Raw genomic sequence first — 22,464 nt, forward strand, 5'->3', positions numbered from 1 at the left:
ATAAGGAGATGCAGTAATGACGACTAAAGCGCCAGTTATCGATATAAGGCAAATATCCAAAATATATGGAAGCAAGAAAGAGAATCAGGTGTATGCCTTGAACAATATTTCTTTCACGATGCAGGAAGGGGAATTTATTGGCATCATGGGCGCGTCCGGTTCAGGCAAAACGACGCTGCTGAACGTCATTTCAACGCTCGATAACCCGACGGAGGGGACGATCGCCATTGCCGATACCGATATTACGCGTATGAAGGCCCATGAGCTGTCTGACTTTCGGGCGCAGCGGCTAGGATTTATTTTTCAAGATTTTAATCTGCTCGACAATTTGACGGTTTTCGAAAATATCGCGCTGCCCCTATCTTTGCAGAACATGCCTGCGAGCGAGATCCGCAGCCGGGTTCAGCACGTGATGGAAAGTCTCGGCATTATGGCTATAGCGGAGCAATATCCGGCGATGGTCTCCGGTGGACAAAGGCAGAGAACGGCGGCAGCGCGCGCGATCGTCCATGAACCAGCGCTGCTGCTCGGCGATGAGCCAACGGGAGCGCTCGATTTGAAAAATGCGGTCGGTTTGCTGGAGACGATGAAAAGGCTAAATGAGGAGCAGCAAATTTCGATTCTGATGGTGACGCATGATGCGTTCAGCGCGAGCTACTGCGGCAGAATTCTGTTCATACAGGATGGAGAGCTGGTGAAGGAGCTGTATCGCTCGGGCAGCAGGGAGTCCTTTTACAAGCAAATTCTTGATATGCTCGGCGATTATGGCGCGTCGGCTGCTGCAGCGGAAGCAGTGCAGTGGCATGGATCGGGAAGGCAGTGAGATGACATCATGTTAATGAAATTAGCATTATCCGGTATGAAAAGCAAATACAAGGATTATATCGTGCTGCTCGCAGGGCTCGTCATGTCGATCTCTATCTTTTATATGTTTCAGACAATGGCATGGAACCGCAGCTTCACTGAGGAGAACGCCATTATTAATTCGATACAGCTGGTCTATATTCTAGGCTCGGTGCTGCTCTCGTCGATTACGTTTTTTTACATTCTGTATGCGAACGGATTTTTGCTTTCGCTGCGCCAGCGTGAATTTGGACTTTATTTGGTGCTCGGAGCGAGAAAAAGCAAAATACGATTGCTTATGTTTATCGAGACAATCGCGCTTGGCCTTATCTCGCTCGTTGCCGGTCTTGCGCTTGGATTCGGGTTGTCCGCGCTCGTCGGACAGCTGATTGCAAGGCAGCTTAATGCGAACTTATCCGGCTATCACGCGGTGTACATGCCAGCTGTTTTGTTTACGGCATTGTTCTTCGTCATCCTGTTCGGCTTGTCTGCATTATGGAACCAGCTGAAGCTAGCCCGGTTGCAGGTGCTGCAGCTTGTGCACGGCAGTGTTCAAGCGGATCGGATGTGGCAGAGCAGTTGGTGGAAGGTACTGCTTGCTATTGTAGGACTCATCGCTTTAGGACTCGGCTATTTTTCTCTGACCTTCATGGAGCAGCTGCGGGAAATTGGTCTGTACACAGCGACGCTCATGACGCCGCTCGGCACCTATCTGTTGTTCATGACATTGCTCCCGCCTCTAGTAGCAAAATGGAAAAAGAGCAACAACACGCGCGGAATAAAGGCATTCACATACGGACAGCTATCTTTCCGAATCAACGGCCTAACGAAGCTGCTGGCGACAGTTGCGATGCTGATCGCGCTTGGCGCAGGAGCAATATCCGGAGGAATGGCTTTCGTAAACGATGCCAAAATTAAAGGCGAGAGCTATAGCGTATATGACGCGATTGTTCATGATCCAACAGCTGAAATGGAGGCTGTACTTGCTAAAATTCCGTTCACGGAGCGGTTAGAATACCATTATAAAATCGAGAATGAGCTAATCTATTTCGCCAAAGAAGATCTCGAAAGCCACCGTCCATTTGCAAATTTGACGAGCAATCAGAAATACGGTGATACTTTGAATCGGATTACAGATATTCTTCCGACAGGTACAGACGATAGGGCGACGCCTCACAGCCAGGAGTGGCAAGATTTCTTTTCGCGGATTACTCCGGACCAGTCTTTAAGCTACAGGATTGCCGATGAGCAATCCTTGCAGAAGCTTCAATCAATAGAAAAGGTTATCGTCATCGGAAAGACGAGCGATTTTTTGGCAAACCGCTCCTCATGGGAAGCGCTCGACCGGCTTAACATCGATAAAAACAAAGATGATTACATGTCATGGAGCAAGTACCAATATTACCAGTATGCTCTTGGCAATGCGACCGGCACCCTCTTCATGGGCTTCTTCCTAGGCATAGCTTTCCTCGCTATGATGGCAAGCTGCTTGATGTTTAAAATTTTGTCAGGCGCCGCCAAAGACGTGCAGCGTTACGAGATGTTGAGCAAGCTGGGAGTAAGGCGGGAGAAGCTGTCACGCTCGATTTATCATGAGCTGTTCCTCGTGTTTCTGTTCCCCGGGATCGCAGGTCTCTTGCATGTACTGGTCGGGATGAACCTATTCTCATTCATTTTGGCCGAGCCGTACTATCGCATCTGGATTCCAATCGCATTATTTGCTGCTATATATTCGGGTTACTATCTCTTAACAGTGAGGTTGTATCGGAATATTGTACTGCCGGGACGGAGCAAGGCAGCAAGATCAGAATCAACGAGCAGCCTAGGCGCATAGCCTGGGCTGTTTTTTTGCTTATGGTGCAGGTAAAGTAGACCCGGGGGAAGACGGAAATTTGGGCTGCGTTCAATGCCTATCATCATCAACGTTTGAACGCTGGCTGGATCATCGGTTTTGCTTTATTGAATGTGCTGGGTTAAAAAAGACAGCTTGTACGTCAGTTGACAGCTAGAAATAAATGACTTATTCTATTGTTGACTGAACGAGTCAATCTAAAACTTTCATTTAAATTCATGCACTATTCTATGTACAATTCCATGCAAAAGTTTATAAACTGATCTACGCACTGATCCATGCTGCCTTCATTGAAATGGTTTCGTTCGGCTTGTTATTGACTGAATGAATCAATCAAAAGTTCAAAGGAGCGATGAACATGACCAGTATTCAAAAAAGAGAAAAGGCAATTGTAATAGGAGGAAGCATAGCTGGCTTAATGACGGCAAGAGTGCTCTCTGAATATTTCGAGGACGTGCTCATTATCGACAAGGATGAATTTCCTGAGCAGCCCGTGGATCGCGCGGGTGTACCGCATGGGTTTCATCCCCATCGCTTCACAGCTCGTGGTAAGATGATCACAGAGCAGCTTTTTCCCGACTATGAGGAGGATTTAAGAAAGCTTGGATCTCCCTCTTCCCTGAATAAGACTGCTCATATTATGACTCAATATGGAACGGTAGCCGGGCCTTACGATAGAGATGATATCAAATTTAGCCGGGCAGCGCTCGAGTGGGTCATTCACAGACGTGTAAAAGCAATCTCCAATGTGCGGTTTCTGCCAAAGCATGATGTGCTTAGGCTCATTACAACTACGGATCAAGCTGCCGTTATTGGAGTAGAGATCCGAAATCGCGGAGAAGCCGCTGGAAACGGGAATGAAATTCTTACGGATCTCGTGGTGGATGCAAGCGGCCGAGCTTCCAAGCTGACGCAATGGCTGGAGGAGCTAGGCTACGAGGTGCCTGCAGCTGACATCATGAAAGCTTCTATTGGCTATAGCACAAGGCGTTACAAGTTGCCTGCCCATAGGGCTCATTTGTCCGAGGAATGGGATGTCATTAACATCATGGGTCAACCGTCTAATGGGACGTTTACAGGCGTTTTTTCCTTTATCGAAAATGAAGTGGCTGAAATCGTGTTATATCGTCCAGGCGGACAATATCCGCCAACGATGGCAGAACAATTCGACGAGGCGGTTGCTGCGCTTCCATCTCCATTAATCGGAGAGATCTTGCAAGAGCTTGAGCCGATTACGCCGCTGCGCGGCTTTCACGTCAATGAGCTGTATCGCCGACATTACGAGCAAATGGAAAAATGGCCTTCTGGATTGTTAGTGATAGGCGATGCCTATTGTATTTATGATCCCATCTTTGGCCAAGGAATGACGGTTGTGGCGATCGAAGCGGATTTACTGGACGCCCATCTGCAAGAGCAATTGATTAACCCAAAAGCCCATTTCGAGCAAAGGCTGCTCAGGAAGATGCAAGAAACGGTGATTACACCTACATGGTGGTTAAATTGCTCGGCTGTATTGGAGTGGGAAGGTGTTGTATATGAGGCTGCTTCCGAGCCGCTTAAAGGGATTGCTTTTGGCAGGAGGTTTATGGATCTAGTGCTGAAAGAGGGAACAGGGAATCAAAATTATCAGCTCTTCGGCATGTACTGGGCAGTGAATACGCTATCGGTATCGCTGCGAGAGCTGTATAATTTGGATATGGTCAGCACGGTGCTTCATGCTTCAGACGAAGGTCGGCAATTACTCGCAGAGCTTTTGGAAGAGCATGGTTTGCCGCTTGAGGAAGTGCTCGATAAGATTATACCTCAGTAAGGAGTGAAGGATGAATTGGCGCCTTTAAACGATGAACAGCTTCATCATATTCGTGATGAACGTAAGGAGCAGATAATGGGCGCAGCCCTAAAGGTCTTTTCCCGGAGGGGCATTATTGGTACGAAGATGAGCATGATCGCAGCGGAAGCAGGCATTAGCCATGGCTTGCTTTACCATTACTTTAAGTCAAAAGAAGAGCTCTTCATTACGCTTGTCGAACATGCCATGATCGCGGCACAGGATGCGATGCGGAATGTGTACGATTATTCGGGCTCGCCGATCGACAAGATCAAGTCTTTAACCGAAGATATGCTTGATGAAAGCGGCACGGATTATTTTATGCTGATTCATCAGGCGAGAACGTCAGAGGGTGTACCAGAGAAGGTAAAGCAGCTTATCGAAGACTATTCAATGAAGGCGGCTGTTAATCAATTGCTGCCATTGTTCCAAGAGGGACAGGCGGGTGGTCAGATTATCGCGGGCGATCTCGAGGAAATGATTTCTTCTTACCTGTCAGTTGTCAATGGACTAATGGTACTTAATGTACAAGAGATCGGCGGCTATCAGATCCCGAAGGTTCATATACTGCTCAGAATGATTTCACCGAATTAATCGATGAGAATTTGCTTGAGCATCGTTAGCCTATGCAATAGGCTGAGACAAAACGAAGAGGATCGCTAATCCGCCTTAGGGCGAAGGAGCGATCCTCTTTTATTTAGCTGATGCTACAGTCGTTTTCGCTTATAGAAAACGATGAATACGCAGGAAAGAAGCAGAATAATAAGCGTGATTCCGACAGTAGCAGCTTCCTTAGGGCTGCCTTGTGGCTGAGCGGCTTGCGTGCCTGGACCGCCGGGACCGCCGAACCCGCCACCGCCCATGCCGCCTCCGAACCCACCGCCTTGACCATCAGGCGGCTGGCCGCCGAATCCGCCCTGCTGGTTAGGCATTTGCCCGTTTGGAGCAACTGCTCCAGCATCTCCTTGCGGCGTCTGCTCGTCAGCTTCGCCTTCGGCAGCCAACACAACAGCTGCAGTGTCATTGTTCGTTAGCGCTGCTTGATCATTAGCAGCTGCACTGCCTTTGTCATTCGCATTCTCATCGCCAGCTGCAGCTGCTGGAGGTGCTGCATTTTGTCCGGCGGCATTGTTTTGTCCGGCATTCGGCTGGACATTTTGACGATTGCCGCCACGTCCGCCGCCCATACCGCCGAAGCCTCCACCGCCTCTACCCATACCGCCGCCGCTGCCGGAACCGTCGCCAGAAGATGCAATCGTACCTTCAAGCTGTTTTGCGATATTTTCCGTTTGCGTTGTATTTAGCGAGAGCACCGAGGCGATGCCGCTCTCATACTCGTCATAGGTGTAGAAAGAGGATGGATCAGCTTTTACATAAGTTGAAATCATGTCGCGGATTTCCTGCACACGTGCTGCAATTACGTCCTTAGACAAGTAGCCCTCAATCGCTTTCGCAATAATCTCATGATACGCTTCCTTATATTCATCGACCGCTAGCAGCTTAGCCACTAAAGGACGATCCGCCAAAGTGCCGGTAGTCGGCTCATCGATCAATAGCCCAGATCCTCCTAACCCTCCGAAGGCCATATTATAATCCCATGGCAGCACGTTAAATACACCGTCATCCTCGTACAAATAATAATTATGCTTATTTTGGCCTAAGTAGCTGTCCATGTTGCTTGTAAGCACATTTAATGCGATAAACCCTAAAGCTTCATCGACGTTTAGCACACGCTCAATGTCTGTTCCGTTGTTCAGCTCATCCAGCATGTCGAGCAAAATATCGTCATTGGATTTTTCGGATTTCAGGTCGAGCCCCGTGTAGGATTCGATTGTATCAAGCCAGTTCAGCTCGCTTCCCGTACCGCCGTTCGCTTTGTAAAGCGCACCGTACGCATTGTCAAAATTCCGCTCCAGATAAGTATCCCCAATTTGCTCGACAGCTAAATAAAAGCCCCAAAGCTCATCATTTACATACACATTTACGTATGAATATTTTGGAGTAGGAAGTCCCATATCCTCCGCCAGCTCATAGGAAAGAAACTCTCTCATATAGGAAGCATCACTGTAATTATTGTTTAAATTGATTTTTGTTATTCCTTCTAGCGTCTGATTTACATATTCATCAAAAGATATTTTGAAGCTGTACCTGTCAGAATCGGTCATATTGACGACGCTTCTTAGGCTGAGATTTCCTTTCGCGCGTATGCCGACATTTTCAAAGGTTCGCCCATTATATTCAACGGACGCTTCCTTGTATTCCTCAGCGCTGGCATTATCCAGCAGGTTTTGGAACTCGGCTTCATCAATCGTAATTTTGACATCAACGACCTTATCCTTCGGAAAAACTGTTTCATCAAGCTTTTGCTCATCCGCTGATTTATCGCTTGCACTCGCCGTTTTGCCCGAGTTAGCGAGGCTGAAGGACGTACCGCCCACGGCACATCCCGTCAAGCCGATAATCAGGAGAATGGAGCAAAAGCCTAATAAAAAACTATGAGCTTTCGCCTTCACTTAAACACCTCCCGATTATTAGGACACATAATCCCCGCTATAGCTAATAAGCACCGCATTGCGAACGCCTGCCAGCTCCGTCAATTGGTTAACGAAAAGTCCGGTTTCGTCGCGCAGACGAATTTCAAGCGTCATTTCAATGTTGCCTTGCGTCACTGTTTTTTGCTTCACGTTGTAACGCTTTACGAGCGTTCCGACTTGTTTATGAACGAGTTGCTCGGTCGCATCGCTATCGCAGTTAACGACTAGCAGGTACGGCGTTTCGACAGATCCGCCCTTGACGAAGAAGAAGAGAATGAGACCAACGACGACGGAGCCGATTACCGCTAGCGTAAAGAAGCCTGCGCCTGTAACGATACCTGCAACTGCAGCCCAGAATAGGAAGATGAGGTCGGTTGGGTCTTTAATTGGCGTTCTGAAACGTACGATGGATAGCGCGCCGACCATACCGAGCGAGAGTACGAGATTCGAATTAATCGCGATAATGACGACAGCCGTGATCATGGTCATGCCAATAAGCGATACGTTAAAGCTTTTCGAATATAGCACGCCGCTAAAGATTCGTTTATAGAGCAAGTAAATGAAGAAGCCAAGCAGAAAAGCAACACCTAGCGTAATCAATATTTTTGAAAGACTGATGTCTGAATCGAAGTTTTCCATCACTGAATTTTTTAATATGTCGGTAAAATTGGTCGTAGTCTCAGCCTCTGCGGCCGCGGATGTCGTTGTTTCCATTTTAATAATCCTCCCAAGTGTTGAATTTCAGATGTTTGCGGCAAATGACGTATTTCGAAGCCGATTGCCGGTTTAAGCCTTCTAGCTGCAAAGCGATTTTGATATAAGCTGGAATGTACGCATCGTACTTGACCTCGAGTATGATCAGGTCATTATCCAGGGCACGGATCGGCTCAACGCTTTTGTCAAAAATATCGATGGCATGCAGTCCAGTTCGCAGCTCCTTATCAAACGTGATCCGTACATTGCCGTTATCGCATATATAAGGCTCGCGGACATAATCGACGATGACCTTCGGCCTCAGCAGATTATGGCTCATTTCGTTATGGATTTCGTTCAAAAGCGGCTTGTTCGACTCTTTAAGGACATCGTAGTCGCCGGTCATCAGCTTATCGTACATATCCCTGGTGAGCGGTTCCTTCACTTTGGCGATATAGTCTTTGAATTTAATTTTTTTCTCAAAATGAATGATGTTGTCTTGGCCGTTATAAATGCGGATGCGATACTTGACCCGGTCCCGTACACCGCCAAGCTTTTCGTGCAGCGCCTTGTTGTTAATATCATCGAAGTACAAGCTTCGGATGTGATACTCGCCAGTTGGTCCGACATGCTTGTCTTGTTCCATTAGCTCTTTCAGCCGCTGGCGTATAATGAAGTATTGATGATAATTAATGAAAAATTTGAGCTCGTTGCGATAGGTTAAGTTTTTGTTCATTTCACACCTCTTTTCTTGTTCAGCGCCCCTTGCTGCTTACAAATGTTATTGTACGGGCCTTTACTTATTCTTAACTTAAGGCCGGCTGAAAGATTGCTGAATGCGCCGAATGAGAGGTTTTTGATAAGATAGAATAAAGATCATGTAAAGATGAAGGAGGGAACAAGCCTTGAGAATACGCAAGGATTTGCTGGTCGTGCTCGCATGCTGCGCGCTGCTTATTGCAGGCATTGCCGCAGCGGAGTGGCTGAAGATCGAAAAGTCGGAAAAACCGGTCGCCATCGTAACGACTTTCAAGGGTGATCCGATGACCAGCCGCGCCTTTACTTGGCACAGCACGAATCAAGAGGCGCCAGCAATCGTTCAGCTAATGAAGGAAGATGCCTCTACGGACTGGAATGACGAGCGTGTTATGACCTTTACAGGCACGACTTCGACGATTGATATAGGAGGCGGAAGTGAACAAGCCGTCCATAAAGCGGAGGCAGACGGACTCGAGCCGGGAACGGCCTATCGTTACCGGGTGGGAAGCGGGGAAGCGAAGGGCTGGAGCGATGCAGCCGTATTTGAGACGGAGCCGAAGGAGCCGGGTACGTTCAGCTTCATTAACGTGACGGACTCGCAAGGTGTGACCGAGCAGGATTTTGAGCTATGGGGAAATACGTTGGACAAGGCGTTTGCGACATTTCCGAGGGCAGCAATCATCGTCCATAACGGCGATCTGACGGAGGAGCCGGAGGATGAGCAGGCGTGGACCCATTTATTCGGAAAAGCAAGCAGGTGGGTAACGCAGATCCCCTTTATGCCGGCTGCCGGCAATCATGATGAGATGGATGGACAAGCTGAACGCTTCGTGTCCCATTTTCATTTGCCGGACAATGGCGCGGAGGGTTCAATTACAGGCACCAGCTACTCCTTTGATTACGGCCTAGTCCATTTTGTCTTTTTGAATTCCGAATCGAACATCAAAGAGCAGACGAAGTGGCTGAGCAGCGATCTCGAGAGCACGAATAAGCCTTGGAAATTCGTTGCGGTGCATCAAGGGCCCTATGGCGGCAATACGTATAAAAAAGTGAAGGATTGGACGAAGCTGTTCGATGAATTTAAGGTTGATTTGGTGCTGCAGGGCCATAATCATGAATATTCGAGGTCTTATCCGCTGCGCAATGGACAAATTGTCGGCGACGGCGAAGCTGCGGTTCAAAATCGCGAGGGAACGGTCTATGTCGTGACGAATACGTCAGGGCAGAAGTTTAACGAGAAGAAAGAGGACCAATTCTATCACAAGGTCCATTTTCAAAAGGGGAAGCAAATGTTTGCGGGTATTTCCATTAGCGGAGAATCGTTAACCAATCAGGCGTACGATGTGGATGGTAAAAAGCTGGACGAGTTTGTGCTGCAGCACTGAAACAGGCCTAATAGGTGTAATAAAAAGCAGGCGTTAATCGTCCCATGATAGGGACGGTTAACGTCTGCTTTCATTAAAGATGATTACAGCGACAGGTCTGTCGGTATCATAACTCGAAAGGTTGTCCCTTCGTTTGGCTGACTAGTTGCCTCAATCATTCCCCGATGGGCATCGACGATTGACTTAGTTATAGCAAGACCAAGCCCGGCACCGCCATTTTTGCGCGTTCTGGACGACTCGCTGCGATAAAATCGCTCAAACAAATGCGGTAGATGCTCAACTTGAATGCCAATGCCATTATCGGCAACGGTTATTTCGGCTTGATTGTTATGCTGTGTAAGCGAGATGCTGATCTTGCCCGATTTCGAATCGGTATGCTGCACCGCATTAAGAAATAAATTGAGCACCACTTGCTTGAGCTTATCGGCATGGAAGCGGCCGCTCACATGAGGCGTGAGTTCGAGCCTTACTTCGCGGCTGCCGGCAATCAATTGCAATTGCGGCTCCATTTCAAGGAGCAGCTCATCCAGTTGCGTATCGGCAAGCTGAAGCTGCGGGTCTTGATCGAGCTTCGCAAGCGCGAGCAGATCCTCGACGAGCTTATTAATGCGCTTTGATTCGAGCTGCATGCTGGTTAGCGCAAGGTGGAGCTGCTCCGGATTTGCTGCAGCCCCGCGGAGCAGCACCTCAAGAAATCCGTGAATGGACGTCAGCGGCGTCCGAAGCTCATGCGAGGCGTCGGCAATGAAGCGGCGCATTTTTTCCGTTGTTTTCCGCTGGGTTTCAAAGGAGATATCCAATCGCTCGAGCATGCCGTTGAACGCTTCCGACAACCGGTCAATCTCCTCCTGTCCATGGCTTGCAGGTATGCGCTTCGTCAAGCTTCCCGCATCGGTATGCTGGGCGGCGAGCACGACACGGGACAATGGCCTAAGCGTGCGGCGAAGCAGCGGCAAATAGAGAGCAAGCCCGGCAGCAAGCGCTAGAGCTGACAATCCCGTGAATATAGCGAGCTGGGTCATGAGCAGCTGCTTCAGTGACTCCGTTTCCATGCTTACTTGAATGATGCCTTCAGCTTTGCCGGGAGGACCAGCAAGGCGAAAGACGACAATCTGCTCCTTCCCCTGCGCATTGTCGACGATTTGGTAGTCGACCTGCTTACGAGCCTGAAGCTGATTTGAAATTTGTTCGTATTGTTCCTCGGATAGAAGCGGCGCGCTGACGGTCGTATCCTTCGACACATCGGTGATCGTGCCGTCTTGTCTGAACAGTACGATGGATAAGCCGGGCTGATAAAACATCGGCGAGTCCCGGTGGTTTCTTTGCGGGCGATCGGAAAGGCCGTTATCTGCCGGAGCATTGCCTTGTTCAGGGCGCTCGCTGTCCATTCCTTCATTAGGAGCGGCTCCATCCCTAAACCAATCCATCGGCATCGCCATCACTTGAGCGTTTAAGGATTCGGCTTTATTTTTGAAAACAAAGTCCTTCATGATGACATATTGGAGTACGCCGATAAGCAGCAGCAAGACAGCGAGTATAAGGAGGGAGCGATTTAATAGCTGGTAACGGAGCGACCCGGGGGCGAAAAGCCGAACGATTGCGCTTGTTCTCAGCCTGTTCATGGCAAGTCCATCCGATAGCCTGCGCCCCGAAGCGTTCGAATGAGCCGATGCTCCTTATCGTTCAATTTGTCGCGGAGCGAGCGAATGTACACCTCAACGATGTTCTCTTCCCCGCCGAATTGATAGCCCCATACCTTGTCCAGAATGAGCGATTTGCTAAGCACGACGCCATTGTTCAAAAGGATGAACCGCAGCAGCTCGTATTCGGTAGGCGACAGCTCAAGCACCTGCTCCAAGTAAACAAGCTCCTTGCGCCTGTCATCAAGACGAAACGGCCCATAGAAGGCTTCGCCAAGCAGATAGGGAAACTGGTTGCGAAGCCTTGCCCCGATGCGCGCGAGCAGCTCGCTGAAGCTGAACGGCTTAACGAGATAATCGTCTGCGCCGAGCGTCAAGCCTTTGACGCGATCCTCGACCTCATCCTTTGCCGTCAGCATGATGACGGCGATATTGTCGCCAGCCGCCCGAAGCGCATGACAGACCTCAAACCCGTTCATCCCTGGCATCATGATGTCTAAGATGACGACATGAGGCTTGAAAGCGGCAGCCTCCTGTAACGCGGTTTCTCCGTCGTAGGCAATTCGAATGTCAAAGCCTTCATTCACAAGTCCAAGCTCCAGAAACTGCACGATGTTCGGTTCGTCATCCACAAGCAATATTTTAATCCCTTCAAAGGATGTCATGTCTAATTCCCCTTTCACGGTATACCACTCTATTATCGTCCTTTTGAGCAAAAGATGCACCTGTTTGCACGGCCCTTCAGTAAACTTTCAGCCCTGTCGCCTAAACAGCTTTTTATATAGAAAGCATCGAGTGTAACACCAGTTGATCAAAATTGATTTTGAAAAAAAAATAACGGCATGTACACTAGTAAAACGGCCTATTCCTAGTGCGTTACTTAAAGTAACATGTTATTAACGAAAATCATTGACTATTAGGAGTTCATTTGATATTTTATTGACTAATAGAAACCAATTATTGAATGATGATAAAAAGGAGTGTTGGATATGGATAAGATTTTGGCGGCAAGAGGCGGGGAGCTTCGGTGCAAGGGCTGGAGGCAGGAAGCGCTTCTGCGCATGCTCGAGAATGTTCTTGAAAATGGCGAGAATCAGAAGGAGCTAACTGTGTATGCTGCGCTTGGGAAAGCGGCCCGCAATTGGGATTCCTATCATGCCATTGTCAGCACGCTCAAATCGCTGGAGGAAGAAGAGACCCTTGTCATTCAATCGGGGAAGCCGATTGGCATCATGCGTACGCATAAATATGCGCCGATCGTTGTCATGGCGAATTGCAATATGGTGGGCAAATGGGCAACAAGCGAAAATTTCTATAAATATCAGGAGCAAGGCTTGATCATTTGGGGCGGATTGACTGCAGCCGCGTGGCAATATATCGGCTCCCAAGGGGTAATTCAAGGGACTTATGAAATTTTTCAATCAATCGCTAGAATGCATTACGGCGGCAGTCTTGCCGGCAAATTCATATTGACTGCGGGCCTCGGCGGAATGGGCGGAGCGCAGCCGCTTGCGGGAACGATGGCTGGCGCGGTCATTTTATGCGTGGAAGTGTCCGAGGCTAGAATCGATAAACGGATCGAAGTCGGTTATTTGCAAAGGAAAACCGAAAGTCTGGATGAGGCGCTTGAGTGGATTGAGGAGGCTTGCAGGGCGAAAGTGAGCTTATCCGTCGGTCTGCTTGGAAACGCAGCCGATATTTATCCGGAATTGATCCGCAGAGGAATCCGGCCGGATGTTGTGACTGACCAAACCTCAGCGCATGATCTGATGTACGGCTATATACCGTCTGGCTATAGCTTGGAGAAGGCAGCTGAGCTGCGCAAGACGGCGCCAGATAAGCTTCAAGCGGACGCAGGCGCGTCAATTGCTGCCGAAGTGGAAGCGATGCTGGAGTTTCAGCGCAGAGGAGCAGTCGTTTTTGACAATGGCAACAATATTCGCTCGCAAGCGCAGCAGTACGGAGTAAAGGATGCATTCGATATCGCTGTGTTTACGGAAGCCTTCCTAAGGCCGCTGTTCGCACGGGCGATCGGACCGTTCCGCTGGGTCGCGCTAAGCGGCGATGCCAACGATATTAGAAAGATCGATCAATATATATTGGAGCAGTTTAGCGACAACGAGGTGGTCGTGAACTGGATTCGCCTAGCGAACGAGTACGTCCCTGTCGAAGGACTGCCAGCACGTATCGGCTGGTTCGGCCATGGAGACCGAACGAAGCTGGCATTAGCAGTAAATGCGATGGTGAAGGCGGGCGAGCTTAGCGGACCAATTGCTTTCTCTCGCGACCATTTGGACGCAGGTGCGATGACGCATCCGAATATTATGACCGAAAATATGAAGGACGGCAGCGATGCGATATCCGATTGGCCGCTGCTGAATGCGATGATTAACTGTTCTTCCATGGCCGATCTTGTCGCGATCCATTCGGGCGGCGGCGGCTACAGCGGCTATATGACCAGCGCAGGCGTAACGCTCGTTGCGGATGGTACAGCCGATGCGGAGCTCAGACTGAAGACGACGCTCGACAATGACACGGGGCTTGGCGTTTTGCGCTATGCTGATGCTGGCTATGAGGAATCATTGGATGAAGTGAGCAAAAAAGGCATACGCAGAATCGAAACGAAACGAGAGGGGAATTCATCTTGCGGGAATTAACGATAGAGGATGTAAGAGCGGCAGTAAGGGGGGGAGCGGTATTTGCAGCAGGCGGCGGCGGCTGGGTCGACCATGGACTTGAGATCGGCGGTGCGGCGGTTGGGATCGCGAAGCCTAAGCTAGTTTCCGTTGACGAGCTTCCAGACGATGCGATTATTGTAACGGCGACTGCGATTGGGGCGCCTGCCGGCAATGAGTGGGAAATGTGGGGCATTGATTATATCAAGGCAGTTAAGCTGCTGATGGACAATTACGATGGCAAGGTTGTAGGGGTAATGACTCCGCAAAACGGCATGTCGAGTACGATTAACGGCTGGCTGCCGGCTGCAGCGCTCGGTCTCGTCGTCGTTGATGCGACTGGCGATATTCGCGCGCATCCAACCGGCAAGATGGGCTCGATGGGGCTTGCTTCGCGCACCGACTATGAGACGATTCAGGTTGTCGTCGGCGGCAGAAGGGATACGGGCTCTTATCTCGAGCTGGTCGTCAAAGGCACGCCTGCCAAAACGTCTAACATTTTGCGGACGGCATCCGATATGTCAGGCGGCTTCATTGCCTCGGCGCGCCACCCGATTCCGGCATCTTATGTGAAAGAGCACGCCGCGATCGGCGGCATCTCGATAGCGCTTGAGCTTGGGTACGCAATGATTGAGGCAGAGGCCATTGGAGCTGAAGCGATAATGGAAACGGTGTGCCAAAAAACAAACGGCCGAATGATCGGCAGAGGTATCGTGCTGAAGAAGGACGTACATTATTCAGGCGCCTTCGATATTGGCACGATTACGATGGAAGACGGTGCAGGCGGTCAGCTTACGCTGCATGTTATGAACGAATATATGGCGGTAGATGATGCGGATGGCAATCGCTTGACGACTTATCCGGATGTCATTACGACATTTGAAACGGCTACCGGACTGCCAATCAGCGTGGGCGGCGTGAAGGAAGGCATGGAGGTGTCGCTTCTTGCAATCGACAAGCAGCATGTTCCGCTTAGCTCCAGCGTGAAGGACCCGACTGTATACCCAGAGGTAGAGAAGGCGCTTGGCATACCGCTTGCCGAGTACGGCTTGAAGGGCATTTTGTAATTCGTACATTCCTAATTGATTGCGACTATAAGAAGGTGTCTTTCATGAATGACAAAATAGATGATGCTGGACTATATAGTCAGCAGATACCGAACGAACGAGTAGTTACGCTCGATGGACATTCCCTCTCTCTTCATGAGCTTGAGCAAATAGCGGTTGACGGTTATCGGGTTGAGCTATCGGAGGAAGCCATGAAACGGGTAGAGGACGCGCATCGATTGATTCATGAGCTTGCCGCTGAAGGCGTTCCGATCTACGGGCTTAACCGCGGGGTCGGGCAGAACAAGGATCGCGAAATTACTGCCGAGATGTATGAAGCCTTTAACCGAAATCTCATCTATTCGCATTCCGCTGCTGTAGAGCCTGCTGCCTCCGAGCAGCAGGTGAGGGCGGTGCTAGTCGCCCGTCTGAATACGCTGCTTATGGGCTGCACGGGCGTACAGCCGGCGATTGTGCTCATGTATCGGGATTTGCTCAATGCGTGCATTCATCCGATCTTGCCGCTCCGCGGTTCCATAGGCGCTGGCGATATTTCGGTGTTGTCCCATATCGGCTTAGCTATTATCGGCGAAGGAAGTGTCACATACGAAGGGCAAGTCGTAGCTGCTAAGACAGCATTGCAGGCTGCGGGATTCGTTCCGGTGAAGCTAGGGCCAAAGGATGCGCTAGCGATAGTAAGCTCCAATGCGTTGTCCGCAGGAACAGGAGCTTTAACGGCTGCCGCGGCTTTAAGGCTGCTGGAGACAGCCGACGCCGTGTTTGCTTTATCGCTCGAAGCGCTGCAAGGCTGCACAAGTCCGTTTGATGAGGCTTTGTTCGCAGTAAGGCCATTCGAGGGGAGCGCTGAAAGCGCTGCTAATGTCAGAAGCTGCTTGCGCGGCGGAGCGCTTGTGAGCATGGATCAAAGCGATAAGATTCAAGATCCGCTTAGCTTTCGCAGTGCTTGCCAAGTGCATGGCGCGGCCCGTGATGCGCTTGATCATGCCTTGAAGCTGCTGAAGATTCAATTGAACAGCTCTGATGATAATCCATGTGTCCTTATTGAGGAGAGAAGAGTCGTTCCTTCCTCTAACTTCGACGTGACCACATGGACAGTAGCGTTTGAGATGGTTGGCATTGCATTAAGCCATTTATCGAAAATATCATGCTACCGCTCGATTAAGCTCGGCACGCCTTCTTTCACTGGTCTGGAGCGGTTTCTTGCCCCGAATTCAGAGACAATCGCCTTCGGTACGCTTCAGAAAACCTATACGTCGCTTGACGCGGAAATTCGTTTGTTGACTAATCCGGTATCAGTCGATTATTTCTCGCTTTCCGGCGATATGGAGGATCATGCGAACAATACGCCGCTCGTTATACGCAAGACGGCAGATATTATCGAACGTTTAACCTACATACTCGGAATAGAAGCGCTGCACGCCGCCCAAGCGATAGACTTGCGGGGATCTCAAGCCGAATTAGGCCGAGGCTCGGCTGCTGTTTATGCGCAAATTCGCGGTATTGTCCCTGCTTTGACAGCGGATCGGCCGCTCACTCCCGACATAGGCACCGTGTATGAGCTCATCCGCAGAGGGATTCGCATAGAAGGAGGGGTGCTATGAGCAAGTTCTATGATCTTGTTGTAATCGGAAACATCGTGCTTCCGGAGGGTGTAAGATATGATTCGGCAATCGGTATTAAGGACGGCCGAATCGTTACCATAGGCCAGATAGAGGAAGCCGATCGGTCAGCCGCAAAAGTCGTTCACGCAGAAGGCAGCTTCGTGCTGCCTGGTGCAGTCGACGCACACGTCCATTGCTACAGCTCATTGGATGAGGGGTTCCATACAGCCAGCAAGTCTGCAGCAGCGGGAGGCGTAACGACCATTATAGAAATGCCTTACGATGCGACGGGGATGATCTGTACGCTGGAAGCGTTCGAGCAAAAAAAGCAGCAGCTTGAGCAGCAATCAATTGTTGATATGGCGATGCTCGTTACGATCCATAAGGAAGAAGGCTACGAGCATATCCGCCAGCTTGCGCAAGCGGGTGCCTGCGGATTCAAGGTGTCGATGTTCAATACCGACTCCTTTCGGTTTCCGCGCATCGATGACGGCCAGCTGCTCGACTCGTTTGCAGTCATTGCTGAAACGGGCTGTCCGGTAGGCGTACATGCGGAAAACGATGAAATTGTGCATAGGTATATCGACAAATACCGCTCAGAGGGACTCGATCCACGTGCGCATGGCTGGAGCAGGCCGAAGGTAAGCGAATCGGTGGCCGCTTTGACGGCAATGGAGCTTGCTTATGAAACAGGCGTTAAATTGCATTTATATCATTGCACCTATCCGCGAATTTTTCAGCTGGCTGACTATTTCCGCTCGCTTGGAGCTAAGATCACCGCTGAAACATGCACGCATTATTTGACGCTAAGCGAGGATGACATGCCCCGTCTGAAGGCGAAGGGGAAGATCAATCCGCCGCTGCGCACGAAGCAGGATAAGGACGGCTTATGGGATTTAGCGAAAAAAGGAGCAATCGATATGATCACATCCGATCACGCCCCGTGGCTTATCGCTCGCAAATCGGATGCTGATATTTTCAATAACGCTTCCGGCGCGCCCGGAGTGGAGCATCTGCTTCCTATTATATATAGCGAAGGGTTTGCCAAGGGCAAGCTCGCGCTGACGGACTTGGTTAGGCTGCTATGCCAGAGGCCTGCTGACGTCTTTGGGCTAGGCCATCGCAAAGGAAGGCTGTCGGAGGGCTATGACGCTGATCTTGTCATCATCGATCCATCCGTTTCTTGGACGCTGGATGAACGCGAGCTGCATTCCAGCGCAGGCTGGAGCGCTTATAACGGCATGGAGCTGCAAGGAAAAGTGTCGCACACTATCGTTAGAGGAACGGTTGTATATGAAGACGGAGCTGTGGTCGGCGAAGCGGGTCATGGGAAATTCATAAGAGCCGAGCATGCCGTTTAAGCCATTAACTAAGAAAGGAGAGGAAGGGATGGAGAGCCTTATTCATCAACTGGTACCTAGTGCGGCCCGGCTTCAGGCTAATGTCGAACAGCTGTCTACATATCGCGACATGTCCAAGCCGGGCTGGACAAGGCGCCCGTTTACTTCGGATTATGATGACGGAAGGCGATGGCTTTCCGAGCTCATGAAGGAATCAGGGCTGGCAGTCTCTATTGACGCAGCTTCCAACTTGATTGGAAGCTTGCCTGGAAGCGACCTCACGCTGCCCCCTATTATGATTGGTTCCCATACCGATACCGTTACGGGCGGCGGCCGCTTTGACGGGACGATCGGCGTGCTTGCCGGCATCGAAATTGCGCGACTGCTGCAGGAATCAGGCAAGCAGCTTCGCCACTCCCTTCAAATTGTGGACTTCACGGCAGAGGAGCCGAGCGAGTTCGGCATCTCGACGGCAGGCAGCCGGGGGATGGTCGGCAATTTGACGGAGGCAATGCTGGAGCTTCAAGATGACAGCGGCCTCAAGCTTGGCGATGCGATTAACAGGCAGGGCGGAGATGTGGGCCAGCTGGTCAAGCAATCGAGAAAGCCAGGTGATGTTGCGCTTTATCTGGAGCTGCATATCGAGCAAGGGCCCGTACTAGAGCAATCGGGGCATCGCCTTGGCGCTGTGCTTGGCATAGTAGGGATTCAACGTTCCCGCGTCAAGATAACAGGTGCGCCGAACCATGCGGGTACGACGCCAATGTCGCTTCGGAGCGACGCGTTGGCAGGCTTTTGTGAAATCGGGGCTGCCTTTGAACGTCATTGCCTGAGCTATGCGAAGGATGCGGTAGGTACGATCGGCAAAGTGACGAATGAGCCCAACGCTTCAAATGTCGTGCCGGGACTTGTTCGATTTGACCTTGAAATTCGTTCGCTTGACCGAACGATATCGGACGCGTTATATGCCGCCTTTGCAGTGGAAGCATCTGAAATTGCAGCCAGGCGCGGACTGCGCTTGTCGCTTGAGACGTTGTCGAAATCAAATGCGGTCATCGTTAAGGAACAAGTGCTGAAACTGGTGCTTCAAGCATGCGCTTCGGCAGCACCGGCGATCACTTTGGCAAGCGGAGCGGGACATGATGCCAATCAGCTCGCTGCCATTGCGCCGATTGGGATGATTTTTGTTCCGAGCAAAGGCGGCCGAAGCCATTGTCCGGAGGAATGGACCGATTATGAGGATGTTGCGGCAGGTACGCAGGCTTTGGCCGCGGCTTTGCTGCTGGCTGATGCTGCAGATTTAAGCGGGTGGCGGAATGGTTGAGCCTGGAAGTGCGTATATCAACGGCGGACGGCTGTGGGAAACGATTCAGGAGCTTGGCAAAATCGGAGCAGACCCAAATGGCGGTGTGACGCGGCTCTCGCTCAGCAACGCGGAATTAATAGCGAGACAATTTATTATTCGATTGATGGAGGAAGCGGGACTCGCCGTCAGACAAGACGAAGCGGGCAATCTTATCGGACGGCTGGAGGGCGAGCGGCAAGGCGCAGGAGCGATTGCGACCGGCTCGCACATTGACACGGTCATTCATGCTGGCTTATTCGACGGTGCGCTGGGCGTGCTTGGCGGCATTGAGGCGCTTCGATCCATCAAGGAGCAAGGCGTGAAACATGATAGGCCTTTAGAGGTCATTTGCTTTACGGACGAAGAGGGGGTTCGCTTTGGCGCCGGCTATATGGGCAGCCGGGCGATGGCAGGCGCTTGGAACGAGAATTGGCTGGAGCTGGCCGATTCTGCCGGCACTACGCTTCGAGAAGCGATGGAATACGCTGATCTGAATCCGGATCATGCAGCCCATGCCAGCCGCAGCCGGGATGCAGTCAAAGCGTATGTTGAGCTGCATATTGAGCAAGGCCGCGTGCTGGAGGAGTTGGGTGAAGCCGTAGCGATAGCGACGGCTATTTATGGTCACAGCTGGCTTGAGGTGAGCATGCGCGGACGGGCTGATCATGCGGGAACAACGCCTATGAAGCTGCGCCAAGACCCGCTCATCGCAGCAGCCGAGGCGCTGCTTGCGATTGAGCAAATTGCGATTAAGCGGGGCGGGGTCGCAACGGCAGGTACGTTGAAGCTTGCTCCTGGAGCTGTCAACGTCATACCAGGCGAGGTCATCTTCACCGTCGATATGCGGCATGAAGCAGCGGAACAGCTTCGGCAAATGGAGCTTGCGATTGCGTCTGCACTTGAACGCTCAGCCGAAGCGAGAGGCTTAACCGTATCCATCCGTACGATTGACGGCGCCCAGCCTGTGCAATCTTCGAAGCGCATTGTGGAAGCCATTGCAAATAGCTGCGCGAGTGTGGGTTTGACTGACACTTATATGGTTTGCGGTGCGGGTCATGATACGGTGGCCATGAATGAGCTGACAGATATCGGCCTGATTCTGGTTCGTTCCCGAGATGGGATCAGCCATCATCCGCTTGAATGGAGCAGCCCGGATGACTGCGAAGCAGGCGCAAATGTGCTGCTGAACACGCTAATTCTGCTTGCAAACGATATAAATAAATAAATCCGATTGACATAATAGGATATATCGAATAATAATAATGGTAACACATTATTAGTATATGATAATTAAATTGGAAAGGAGGAGGGGAAATAGATGGTGGATGCTTTCCTCGGTGCCTACGAATATGTGATAACCAATAGCGACAGGTTTCTGGAAGCAGTCAAGGTTCATTTGACCATCAGCCTCTACGCTCTCCTTATCGCGATCGTCATATGCGTTCCGCTTGGCTTACTGTGCGCGAAGAAAGAGTGGTTGACCGGGCCGATTATGGGTCTGTTCAACTCCTTGCGAGTCATTCCCAGCCTGGCTGTACTTATCATTATTTTGCCGATAATGGGGACAGGGTTCGCACCTGCGCTTATTGCGTTAACGCTGCTCGCTTGCCCGCCGATTCTGATCAATACCTACATGGGCTTTAGAGGGATTGAGCCGGCTATCATTGAAGCCGCATCAGGCCTTGGAATGGGCGAGCGGATGATTTTACGCAAAATCGAGCTGCCGCTGGCGGTTCCCCTGCTGCTGTCTGGAATTAAGACAGCGGCCGTAGAAGTAATCGCGAGTGCGACATTAGCAGCATTTATCGGAGGCGGCGGGCTTGGAACGTTCATCATTAATGGCCTCGGCATGTACAATTTCTCTTTGCTGCTTGTCGGAGCGCTGCCTGTGGCGCTGCTGGCGATTTTATCGGAAATTAGCTTTGCAGGAATTGAAAGAGCGGCAACCAAATACCAGCGTTTATAATGGAAGGGGTTTATTCAAATGAAAAAGAGATTAGTAGCTTTGGCAGGGTTGATCATTAGTACGGTGCTCGTTATTAGCGCATGCTCATCGAGCGGCGGTTCAGGCAAGACAGAAGTGAAGGTAGGCTCCAAAAACTTTACGGAATCATTGATCTTAGGTGAAATGTACGCATTGGCACTCGAAAATGAAGGCTATAAAGTGGATCGCAAGCTTAATCTCGGCGGTACACTTGTTGCGCATGAGGCGCTCAAGAAGGGCGATATCGACTTTTATCCGGAATATACAGGTACTGGCCTGATCAACGTGTTGGAATTGCCGCCTAATTCCGATGCGAAGACGGTATACGATGAAGTAGCCAAAGGCTACAAAGAGAAATTTGATCTGATCTGGCTTGAGCCAACGGACGCAAATGACTCGCAAGGTCTTGTAACTACGAAGAAAATTGCTGAAAAATATAATCTCTACAAAATTTCCGATCTTGTAAAGCTTGCTCCTGAGCTTAACCTGGCTGCTGTACCGGAATTTGAGGAACGCGAGGACGGCTTGAAGGGCTTGAACGCATTCTATGGCAAAATGGATTTCAAAAGCATCAAGCTGTTTGATTACGGCATCAAATACCGCGTAACGCTGGATGGCGAAGCGGATGTAACGGTTGGCTTTACGACGGACGGCGACTTGACGAACCCTGATCTTGTGCTTCTGGAAGATGACAAGAAGTTCTGGCCCCCATACTTCGTAGCTCCTGTCATTCGCGGCGAGCTTAACGAGAAAGACCCGGAAATCGCGAAGGTTCTGAACAACGTGTCCGCTAAGCTCGATAACGCGACGGTACAAAAGCTGAACGCGCAAGTCGATATCGACAAAAAAGAATACGCAGATGTTGCGAAAGCATTTTTGGAAGAGCAGGGCTTGATTAAAAAATAATTCAAATTTTGA

Annotated in this window: 18 protein-coding genes; 13 read left to right on the plus strand and 5 right to left on the minus strand. The window is 50.4% G+C overall.

Annotation, left to right across the window (positions count from 1 at the left end; genetic code table 11):
* The first annotated feature begins 16 nt into the window (after positions 1–16).
* The 4 genes from AC1TPC_RS09400 (at position 17) to AC1TPC_RS09415 (ending at position 5,117) form a co-directional block, all read left to right on the plus strand.
* Positions 17–823 (plus strand): ABC transporter ATP-binding protein, encoded by an 807-nt coding sequence (locus tag AC1TPC_RS09400; RefSeq protein WP_482066595.1) that lies wholly within the window; start codon positions 17–19, stop codon positions 821–823.
* Positions 824–832: 9 nt separating this feature from the next.
* Positions 833–2,677 carry an FtsX-like permease family protein gene (locus AC1TPC_RS09405; RefSeq protein ID WP_482066596.1) on the plus strand — a complete coding sequence of 615 codons (1,845 nt, stop codon included), beginning with the start codon at positions 833–835 and terminating at the stop codon, positions 2,675–2,677.
* Positions 2,678–3,053: 376 nt separating this feature from the next.
* The gene (locus AC1TPC_RS09410; RefSeq protein ID WP_482066597.1) at positions 3,054–4,505 is read left to right on the plus strand and encodes an NAD(P)/FAD-dependent oxidoreductase; all 1,452 of its coding nucleotides are present in this window, start codon (positions 3,054–3,056) and stop codon (positions 4,503–4,505) included.
* Positions 4,506–4,520: 15 nt separating this feature from the next.
* On the plus strand, positions 4,521–5,117 hold the full coding sequence (locus AC1TPC_RS09415) for a TetR/AcrR family transcriptional regulator (RefSeq protein WP_482066598.1): 597 nt from the start codon (positions 4,521–4,523) through the stop codon (positions 5,115–5,117).
* Between the two features lie 113 nt (positions 5,118–5,230).
* On the opposite strand, the gene AC1TPC_RS09420 is transcribed toward AC1TPC_RS09415, so the two are convergent.
* The 3 genes from AC1TPC_RS09420 to AC1TPC_RS09430 are packed head-to-tail and all read right to left on the minus strand — an operon-like array spanning position 5,231 to position 8,486.
* Positions 5,231–7,036, minus strand: a complete 1,806-nt coding sequence (locus tag AC1TPC_RS09420) for a CotH kinase family protein (RefSeq protein WP_482066599.1) — start codon at positions 7,034–7,036, stop codon at positions 5,231–5,233.
* Between the two features lie 18 nt (positions 7,037–7,054).
* Complete coding sequence (locus tag AC1TPC_RS09425; RefSeq protein WP_482066600.1) at positions 7,055–7,771, minus strand: DUF4956 domain-containing protein; 717 nt, start codon at positions 7,769–7,771, stop codon at positions 7,055–7,057.
* A 1-nt stretch (position 7,772) separates the two neighbouring features.
* Entirely contained in the window at positions 7,773–8,486 is a 714-nt protein-coding gene (locus tag AC1TPC_RS09430) for a polyphosphate polymerase domain-containing protein (protein ID WP_482066601.1), read from the minus strand.
* A gap of 169 nt (positions 8,487–8,655) precedes the next feature.
* On the opposite strand from AC1TPC_RS09430, the gene AC1TPC_RS09435 reads away from it, so the two are divergent.
* Positions 8,656–9,894 (plus strand): purple acid phosphatase family protein, encoded by a 1,239-nt coding sequence (locus AC1TPC_RS09435; RefSeq protein ID WP_482066602.1) that lies wholly within the window; start codon positions 8,656–8,658, stop codon positions 9,892–9,894.
* Positions 9,895–9,977: 83 nt separating this feature from the next.
* Here the strand turns inward: AC1TPC_RS09435 and AC1TPC_RS09440 are convergent, their stop codons facing one another.
* Together AC1TPC_RS09440 and AC1TPC_RS09445 are read right to left on the minus strand one after the other, a co-directional pair.
* Complete coding sequence (locus AC1TPC_RS09440; protein ID WP_482066603.1) at positions 9,978–11,516, minus strand: sensor histidine kinase; 1,539 nt, start codon at positions 11,514–11,516, stop codon at positions 9,978–9,980.
* Positions 11,513–12,199 (minus strand): response regulator transcription factor, encoded by a 687-nt coding sequence (locus AC1TPC_RS09445; protein ID WP_482066604.1) that lies wholly within the window; start codon positions 12,197–12,199, stop codon positions 11,513–11,515. Before AC1TPC_RS09445 ends, AC1TPC_RS09440 begins: the two co-directional genes overlap by 4 nt.
* A gap of 324 nt (positions 12,200–12,523) precedes the next feature.
* Between AC1TPC_RS09445 and AC1TPC_RS09450 the strand changes: the two genes are divergently transcribed.
* From AC1TPC_RS09450 to AC1TPC_RS09485, 8 genes are all read left to right on the plus strand, one after another.
* Positions 12,524–14,191, plus strand: coding sequence for a urocanate hydratase (locus AC1TPC_RS09450; protein ID WP_482066605.1), 1,668 nt, complete (start codon positions 12,524–12,526; stop codon positions 14,189–14,191).
* On the plus strand, positions 14,179–15,276 hold the full coding sequence (locus tag AC1TPC_RS09455; protein ID WP_482066606.1) for a DUF917 domain-containing protein: 1,098 nt from the start codon (positions 14,179–14,181) through the stop codon (positions 15,274–15,276). The genes AC1TPC_RS09450 and AC1TPC_RS09455 overlap by 13 nt, the downstream gene beginning before the upstream one ends.
* Positions 15,277–15,320: 44 nt before the next feature.
* Positions 15,321–16,877: an HAL/PAL/TAL family ammonia-lyase gene (locus tag AC1TPC_RS09460; RefSeq protein ID WP_482066607.1), complete on the plus strand. Its 1,557-nt coding sequence runs from the start codon at positions 15,321–15,323 to the stop codon at positions 16,875–16,877.
* The gene (locus AC1TPC_RS09465; RefSeq protein WP_482066608.1) at positions 16,874–18,238 is read left to right on the plus strand and encodes a dihydroorotase; all 1,365 of its coding nucleotides are present in this window, start codon (positions 16,874–16,876) and stop codon (positions 18,236–18,238) included. The genes AC1TPC_RS09460 and AC1TPC_RS09465 overlap by 4 nt, the downstream gene beginning before the upstream one ends.
* 28 nt (positions 18,239–18,266) lie before the next feature.
* Complete coding sequence (locus AC1TPC_RS09470) at positions 18,267–19,541, plus strand: allantoate amidohydrolase (RefSeq protein ID WP_482066609.1); 1,275 nt, start codon at positions 18,267–18,269, stop codon at positions 19,539–19,541.
* Positions 19,534–20,787 (plus strand): allantoate amidohydrolase, encoded by a 1,254-nt coding sequence (locus AC1TPC_RS09475; protein ID WP_482066610.1) that lies wholly within the window; start codon positions 19,534–19,536, stop codon positions 20,785–20,787. The genes AC1TPC_RS09470 and AC1TPC_RS09475 overlap by 8 nt, the downstream gene beginning before the upstream one ends.
* A 93-nt stretch (positions 20,788–20,880) precedes the next feature.
* Positions 20,881–21,528, plus strand: coding sequence for an ABC transporter permease (locus AC1TPC_RS09480; RefSeq protein ID WP_482066611.1), 648 nt, complete (start codon positions 20,881–20,883; stop codon positions 21,526–21,528).
* Between the two features lie 18 nt (positions 21,529–21,546).
* Positions 21,547–22,452, plus strand: a complete 906-nt coding sequence (locus tag AC1TPC_RS09485; protein ID WP_482066612.1) for a glycine betaine ABC transporter substrate-binding protein — start codon at positions 21,547–21,549, stop codon at positions 22,450–22,452.
* Positions 22,453–22,464 lie beyond the last annotated feature (12 nt).

Source organism: Paenibacillus sp. Y280, assembly GCF_056786335.1.

Excerpts from the sequence above, each read along its gene's own strand:
- AC1TPC_RS09405 (WP_482066596.1), top strand. The coding sequence starts at position 833 with ATGTTAATGAAATTAGCATTATCCGGTATGAAAAGCAAATACAAGGAT.
- AC1TPC_RS09470 (WP_482066609.1), top strand. The coding sequence starts at position 18,267 with ATGGAGAGCCTTATTCATCAACTGGTACCTAGTGCGGCCCGGCTTCAG.
- AC1TPC_RS09475 (WP_482066610.1), top strand. The coding sequence starts at position 19,534 with ATGGTTGAGCCTGGAAGTGCGTATATCAACGGCGGACGGCTGTGGGAA.
- AC1TPC_RS09430 (WP_482066601.1), bottom strand. The coding sequence starts at position 8,486 with ATGAACAAAAACTTAACCTATCGCAACGAGCTCAAATTTTTCATTAAT.
- AC1TPC_RS09425 (WP_482066600.1), bottom strand. The coding sequence starts at position 7,771 with ATGGAAACAACGACATCCGCGGCCGCAGAGGCTGAGACTACGACCAAT.
- AC1TPC_RS09465 (WP_482066608.1), top strand. The coding sequence starts at position 16,874 with ATGAGCAAGTTCTATGATCTTGTTGTAATCGGAAACATCGTGCTTCCG.
- AC1TPC_RS09485 (WP_482066612.1), top strand. The coding sequence starts at position 21,547 with ATGAAAAAGAGATTAGTAGCTTTGGCAGGGTTGATCATTAGTACGGTG.
- AC1TPC_RS09400 (WP_482066595.1), top strand. The coding sequence starts at position 17 with ATGACGACTAAAGCGCCAGTTATCGATATAAGGCAAATATCCAAAATA.
- AC1TPC_RS09460 (WP_482066607.1), top strand. The coding sequence starts at position 15,321 with ATGAATGACAAAATAGATGATGCTGGACTATATAGTCAGCAGATACCG.
- AC1TPC_RS09450 (WP_482066605.1), top strand. The coding sequence starts at position 12,524 with ATGGATAAGATTTTGGCGGCAAGAGGCGGGGAGCTTCGGTGCAAGGGC.
- AC1TPC_RS09410 (WP_482066597.1), top strand. The coding sequence starts at position 3,054 with ATGACCAGTATTCAAAAAAGAGAAAAGGCAATTGTAATAGGAGGAAGC.
- AC1TPC_RS09440 (WP_482066603.1), bottom strand. The coding sequence starts at position 11,516 with ATGAACAGGCTGAGAACAAGCGCAATCGTTCGGCTTTTCGCCCCCGGG.
- AC1TPC_RS09445 (WP_482066604.1), bottom strand. The coding sequence starts at position 12,199 with ATGACATCCTTTGAAGGGATTAAAATATTGCTTGTGGATGACGAACCG.
- AC1TPC_RS09480 (WP_482066611.1), top strand. The coding sequence starts at position 20,881 with ATGGTGGATGCTTTCCTCGGTGCCTACGAATATGTGATAACCAATAGC.